General features: G+C 73.4%; 6 protein-coding genes. 4 read left to right on the plus strand and 2 right to left on the minus strand.

Annotated elements, in window-relative coordinates:
• Positions 1-3 precede the first annotated feature (3 nt).
• The gene (locus ACH443_RS17535) at positions 4-936 is read right to left on the minus strand and encodes a transporter substrate-binding domain-containing protein (protein ID WP_430591041.1); all 933 of its coding nucleotides are present in this window, start codon (positions 934-936) and stop codon (positions 4-6) included.
• Between the two features lie 336 nt (positions 937-1272).
• Here ACH443_RS17535 and ACH443_RS17540 point away from each other — a divergent pair, with 336 nt between their 5' ends.
• Entirely contained in the window at positions 1273-2046 is a 774-nt protein-coding gene (locus tag ACH443_RS17540) for a GntR family transcriptional regulator (RefSeq protein ID WP_429764362.1), read from the plus strand.
• Between the two features lie 7 nt (positions 2047-2053).
• Here ACH443_RS17540 and ACH443_RS17545 read toward each other — a convergent pair whose 3' ends face one another.
• Positions 2054-3466, minus strand: coding sequence for a serine hydrolase domain-containing protein (locus ACH443_RS17545; protein WP_430591042.1), 1413 nt, complete (start codon positions 3464-3466; stop codon positions 2054-2056).
• A gap of 117 nt (positions 3467-3583) precedes the next feature.
• Between ACH443_RS17545 and ACH443_RS17550 the strand changes: the two genes are divergently transcribed.
• From ACH443_RS17550 to ACH443_RS17560, 3 genes are all read left to right on the plus strand, one after another.
• Positions 3584-4615, plus strand: a complete 1032-nt coding sequence (locus ACH443_RS17550; RefSeq protein ID WP_429764644.1) for an ATP-binding cassette domain-containing protein — start codon at positions 3584-3586, stop codon at positions 4613-4615.
• Positions 4612-5448 (plus strand): ABC transporter permease, encoded by an 837-nt coding sequence (locus ACH443_RS17555; protein WP_429764360.1) that lies wholly within the window; start codon positions 4612-4614, stop codon positions 5446-5448. Before ACH443_RS17550 ends, ACH443_RS17555 begins: the two co-directional genes overlap by 4 nt.
• Positions 5449-5576: 128 nt before the next feature.
• Entirely contained in the window at positions 5577-6479 is a 903-nt protein-coding gene (locus tag ACH443_RS17560; RefSeq protein ID WP_430591043.1) for an endonuclease domain-containing protein, read from the plus strand.
• Positions 6480-6613: the final 134 nt, after the last annotated feature.

Consider the following 6613-nt stretch of genomic DNA (forward strand, 5'->3'; position numbering starts at 1 on the left):
CGGTCAGGAATCCAGCCCCAGCTCGTCGGAGATCTTCTTCAGGTCGCCCTCGCAGAGCATGTCGGCGGTCAGGCCGTCCGGCGGGAACTCCGCCTCGGTGAACCCGAACGGCTCCATGATCTCGAGCCAGGCGTCCTTGTCCTCCACGATCGGCTTGAGCTTCTCGTTGTAGGCGTCGAGCAGCTCGGTGTCGCCCTTGCGGAACACCTCCGCGCCGGCGCCGATCTGCGGGACGCCGTCGATCGTGGCGACGAACGCGTCGGTGGCCTCGACGGGCTTGTCCGTGCCCTCGGCCAGCGACCGGATCGAGATGCCGGTGAGCGCGAAGGCGTCGGCGCGACCGGACGCGACGGCGTCGAGGCCGTCCTGCGAGCTGCCGACCGTGATCGTCTCGACGTCGGTCTGCTGCGCGTAGCCGTCCTCGATGGCGCCGCTGGTCACCGCGAGCTTGACGCCGGCGTCCACCGCCGACTGCCAGTCGGTGAGGTTGTCGGGGTTGCCCTCGGGCACGAGGAACGCCGTCGTGTACATGATCGTGGGCAGGGCGAAGGCCGCCTGCTCGCAACGGTCCGGCAGGATCGACATGCCCGCGCTGACCGTGTCGTAGTGCCCCGCGGTGAGGCCGGGGATCAGCGAGTTCCACTCCGTCTCGGTGCCCTCGACGTCGTCGACGCCCAGCTCGCCGAAGATCTTCTTGTCCAGCGCGATCGTGGCACCGGTGAGCTCGCCGTTCTCGTCGGTGTAGCTGTACGGCTTCTCGCCGTTGAACGCGACCTTGACGGTTCCCGCGTCCTTCAACGACTGCACCGTCACGCCCGCGCCGTCGCCGGAGCCGCCCTCGTCGACGCTCGAGCATGCGGCCAGCGCGGTCATGGTGAGCACGGAACCGGCAGCGAGGATCGCCCGGCGGCGCTTCGTGGTCCTGGTGGACGACACGGTGTCTCCCTTCGTCGCCCGGCGGGAGTCCGCGCCGAGCCGTTGGTCTGAACGGTGCGACACGGTAGCCGCGATGCCGACGGTACGACAATCTATGTATCCACATGTCGGATTGTCTACAATCAGCGAGGGCGGGTCGCCAGGACGCGCTCCGTTCGGCGTCGTCGCAGGTCAGAGCGGCGTCGCCGCGACGAACGATCGTCGTGAACGAGACCGACATGCCCGAAAACGCCGGTCATGCCATGGTCACAAGAGGGTCACGATCTGGGCCGAGGCCGCGGCGCGGGATGATATGTCCCGGTCGGACGGTCCCCGGCCGCCCTGAAAGGAGAGCAGATGACCCCATCGTCGTCGCCGGCCCCCGTCGGCAGCGCGCCGTTCCTGACGCCGGTGACGCGCCCGTCGACGGTCGACCTCATCACCGTCGAGCTGCGCAACGCCGTCTACTCGGGCGCCCTGGCGGTGGGGTCGCCGATCCGCGAGGTCGAGATGTCGAGCCAGCTCGGCGTCAGCCGCGGGCCGTTCCGCGAGGCCGCGCAGCGCCTGGTGCAGGAGGGCCTGCTGCGCTCGGTGCCCGGCCGCGGGCTGAGCGTGGTCCGCATCGGGGCCGACCGGGTGCGCGCGCTGTACGAGGCGCGCACGACGGTCGAGACGTCGGCCGCGCCCCTCGCCGTCGAGCGCGCCACCCCGGCCCAGGTCGCGGCCGTCCGCGCCGCGCACGACGCCCTCGTCGACGCGGAGCGCAGCGAAGACGCCCGCCGCGTGGGCGACGCCGACCTCAACGTGCACTGGTCGCTCGTCGCGGCCGGCGGCAACCCGTGGCTGCTGCGCTGGATGACGACGCTCATCGTGGAGGTCCGCATCGCGAGCTTCACGCTCAGCGAGGACTACGCCGTGCGCAAGGACGCCGCCGAGTCGCACGTCGAGCTGGTCGAGCGCTTCGAGGCCCGCGACGCCGACGGCCTCGTCGCCGCGATCCGCACCAACCTCGAGGACGCCGTCGCCCGCCTGCTCGAGCCGGAGACCGTCGAGGTCGAGACGTTCGACGAGCCCCGCCCGTCCCCGGCGCCGCGCCTCGACCCGATCACCCCGACGTTCCCCGAGCCGTGACCGGTGCTCACGCCCCGTGCCGGGCGGCGAGCTGCGCGCGGCGCTCGCTCTCGTAGTCCTCGGCACGCCACGAGGTGACCCCGGCGACGACGATCCCCGCCGGCCGGCCGTCGTCGCCGGGCAGCACCTCGACCGGCTCCCCCGGCGCCCCGAACCCCGGTTCGACGGGCAGCCGCAGGGCGTCGCCGTCGACGACCAGGCGCTCGGCGCCGGCGAGCGGGTCCTCGCGCCGCGGGTCGATCAGCCACACGTCCCGGCCCAGCCGGACGAGGTCCGTCAGGCCCCACAGGTTGGCGAACCGGCCCGTGCTGCGGCCCAGGACGGCGGCCTCCTCGGCCGTGGGTGCGCCGGCGTCGAGGGCGGTCGCGACCAGCGCGAACAGGCCGGTCGCGATCGCGTCGGCCGGGCCGTCGACCGCATTCGTCAGCACGGACACGACGACGCCCCCGGCCGGGTCGGCCCAGGTGCGGCTGAGCTGGCCCGGGAACGCGCCGCCGTGCCCGACGACGCGACGGCCCTCGATCTCGCGCGCCTCGAAGCCCAGCCCGTAGCGCCGCGGCCGGGCGTGCGGGCGGTCGATCGCCGACTCGTCCCGCTGAAGCAGGCGACGCGTCTCCGGCCGCAGCAGGCCGGAGCCTTCGGCGTGCGCCGCGAACCACCGCGTGAGGTCGGCCGCCGTCGAGCAGAACCCCGTCGCCGCGGCCAGCGCGCCCGTGCGCACGGGCGCGACCGGCAGCCGCCCGTCGTCGGCGACGCCCAGGGCGGAGTGCCCGACGACGGCGGGCGCGGCGTCGTCGAGCTCGGGCGTGGTGCGCCCCAGCCCGAGCGGGGCGAGGAGGTCGTCGCGCACGTGCCGCGCGAACGCCGTCCCCGTGACCGCCTCGACCACCAGCCCGAGCAACCCGTAGGCGAGGTTCGAGTACTTGAAGCCCTCGCCGCGGCCGAGGACCGGCCCGTCGGCCCGCACCGCCGCCACCAGGGCGTCCCGGTCCGGGAACGGCGCGCCGAGCTGCCAGAAGTCGGCGTCGGTGCCGTCGCGCCGCACGCCGCCGGTGTGGCCGAGCGCCTCGCGCAGGGCGACCCGCCCGACGGCGGTGCCCGCGAGCTCGGGCAGGTGCGCGTCGAACGGGTCGTCGAGGCGGAGCGCGCCGCGGTCCGCGAGCCGGGCCACCGCCGTCGCCGTGAACGTCTTGGAGTGCGACGCCACCCGGAACACGTGGTCCGTGCGCAGCGGCTCGCCGGTCGCGACGTCGGCGACGCCCCAGGCGCCCTCGAGCACGACGTCGTCCCCGACGCGGACCGCGTACTGCGCGCCCGGCACGCGCGCGAAGCCCGCCTGCGTGCCGACCCACGCGGCAAGGTGGTCGGGGTCGAACAGGTGGCGGGTCGCGGGCTCGGTGGTCATCGGCTCCGTGGTCATGGGCGACACCCTGCCACGGCCGCCGCGCCGCTCCTCGTCCGTCGCCGATGAGTTCGGCGTCGGCGGTCCGTCCTAGCCTGGGACGTGACGCACGTCACCGACATCACGGGAGATCCCATGTCCGCGTCAGACCCCGGCCCCCCGCGCGACGACCTCGCCGTCGACGCCCGCGGGCTCGTCAAGCACTTCACCACCCGCAAGCAGGTCACCAAGGCCGTGGACGGCGTCGACCTGCGGATCCCGACCGGCAGCGTCTTCGGGCTGCTCGGCCCGAACGGCGCCGGCAAGACCACGGTCGTGCGCATGCTCGCCACGCTGCTGCGCCCCGACGCCGGCACCGCGCGCGTGCTGGGGCACGACGTCGTGGCCGACGCCGACGCCGTCCGCTCCGCCGTCGGGCTCACCGGCCAGTACGCGTCCGTCGACGAGGACCTGACCGGCACCGAGAACCTGCTCATGCTGGCCCGCCTGTACGGGTTCACCGGGGCGGCGGCGCGGCGCCGCGTCGAGGGACTGCTCGACGCCTTCAGCCTGTCGGACGCCGGCCCCCGGCAGGTCAAGACGTACTCCGGCGGCATGCGGCGCCGCATCGACCTCGCCGCCTCGCTCGTGCTGGCGCCGCGCGTGCTCTTCCTCGACGAGCCCACCACCGGGCTCGACCCCCGCAGCCGCAACCAGGTGTGGGACATCGTGCGGGTGCTCGTCGCCGACGGCGCCACCGTGCTCCTCACCACCCAGTACCTCGAGGAGGCGGACCAGCTGGCCGACCGCATCGCCGTCATCGACCACGGCACCGTCATCGCGGAGGGCACCTCGACCGAGCTCAAGCGCTCCGTGGGCCAGGGGGCGGTGTCGATCCGGCTGGCCGACGCCGGCCAGCGGTCCGCCGCGGCGAGCGTCGTCGAGAAGGTGCTGGGCACCGAGCCCACCCTGCCCACCGATCCCTACGCGCTGTCGGCCCGCGTCCCCGACGACGGCGCCGACTCGGTGGCGCAGCTGCTGCCCGCGCTCGGGGAGGCGGGCATCGCCGTGCCGGAGTTCACGCTCGGCCAGCCGAGCCTCGACGAGGTGTTCCTCACCCTGACGGGCAAGCCGCTGCCGGCCGACGACGAGGCCGAGCCCGCCGACGCCCAGGAGGTGTCCCGATGACCGCGTCCGCCGAACCCACCGAGATCGCGACCACCACGCTGCGCCAGGCCGTCGCGCTCACCGAGCCGCCCTCGCGACCGTCCGCGCTCTCCATGACCCTGACGTTCGGGTGGCGCGCGCTGCTGAAGATCAAGCACGTGCCCGAGCAACTGTTCGACGTGCTGGTCTCCCCCGTGATCTTCACGCTGATGTTCACGTACCTGTTCGGCGGCGCGCTCGCCGGGTCCACGTCCGCCTACATCCAGTTCCTGCTGCCCGGCATCCTGGTGCAGACCATCGTCATCGTCACCGTGTACACGGGCTACACGCTCAACACGGACATCACCAAGGGCGTCTTCGACCGGTTCCGCTCGCTGCCGATCTGGCGGCCGGCGCCCATCGTCGGCGCCCTGCTGGGGGACACCGTGCGCTACTCCATCGCGTCGGTCATGACGATCGGGCTCGGCCTGATCCTCGGGTTCCGCCCCGACGGCGGGGTGGTCGGCGTCGTGCTCGGCGTGCTCCTGCTGCTCGTCTTCGCCTTCTCGCTGAGCTGGATCTTCACGATCCTCGGCCTGCTGCTGCGCACCCCGAACGCCGTGATGGGCGTGTCGATGATGGTGCTGATGCCGCTGACGTTCGCGTCGAACATCTTCGTCGACCCCTCGACGATGCCCGCCGCCCTGCAGCGATTCGTCGAGATCAACCCGGTCACGCACCTCGTCACCGCCGTGCGCGGGCTGATGGCCGGCACCCCCGACGGCGGCGAGATCGTCTGGGTGCTCGTCGCCTCCGTCGTCCTCACCGCCGTCTTCGGCCCGATCACCATGCACCTGTACCGCACCCGCCACTGACCCGCCCGACTGTTGTGAGCGGGCGTCTGGCCCTGATTCGCGACCGAATCAGGGCCAAACGCCCGCTCACAACGGAAACCTGTGGATGACGCGCCCCTGACTCCGTCTCCGCTCGCCACGCTGTGCCGATGGATGACCTCGTCGGCGACAGCACGTCCCCGTTCACCGTGGCCGACGCCCTGCGAGCGGGCCTCAGCCGCAAGCAGCTCCGCGCCGGACGGCGGTGGGACGCTCCCTTCACAGGCGTGCGGCTCCCTGCCGGGTCCGTCACAGAGCTGCACGACCGGTGCCGGGCCCTGCGCCTCACGCTCGACGACGACGTCGCGTTCAGCCACACGACCGCCCTCGACCTGCTCCGCGTCGAGCGCCCGTGGACCCACGCTGACGACACGCGCCTGCACGTGGTCACCATGCGCAGCGAGGACAGGACCGAACGCCCCGGCGTCGTCGCGCACTGGACCCGGCAGTCGTTCCTCGACACCGTGGAGATCGACGGGCTCCTCGTGACGTCGCCCGCACAGACGTTCACTCACGTCGCCTGCGAGCTCCGCCTGGCGGACGATGTGGTCGTCCTCGGCGACGCGATGATGCGGCGCAAGCACCGGCTGACGTCGCCGGCCGAGCTGCTCGACATCAGCGCGCGGACGCACAAGGTCAAAGGCATCGTCCAGGTCCGGGACGCGATCCCCCGGCTGCGGCCGAACACCGATTCGTCGACCGAGACACGCACGAGGCTGCTGCTCGTGGACGCCGGCCTCCCGTGTCCCCGCGTGAACGATGTCGTGTTCGCGCCCCACGGGACCTACGTCAAGCGGGTCGACCTGCTCTACCCGGAACAGAAGGTCGCGATCGAGTACGACGGTGACCACCACCGCACCGATCGCGAGCAGTGGCAGGAGGACATCAGACGCCGCCGGCTCCTGGAGGCGCTCGGCTGGACCGTCATCGTCGTCGTCGCGGAGGACCTCCGCCGGCCTCAGCAGCTCGTCGCCCGGGTCCGCGGCGCCCTGCGCGCCAAGTCGCTCGTGTGAGCGGGCGGGGGGGGCCCCCGGCGGGCCCCCCCGGGGGGCCCGCCCCCCCCCCCCCCCCCCGGCGGGGGGGGGGGGGGGCGCGGGGCCCCGGGGGGGGGCGCCGCCCCCCAGGGGGCGGCCACCCCCCCCCCGCC

Origin of the sequence: Isoptericola sp. NPDC019571, assembly GCF_044389385.1 — a bacterium.
GTDB lineage: Bacteria > Actinomycetota > Actinomycetes > Actinomycetales > Cellulomonadaceae > Isoptericola > Isoptericola nanjingensis.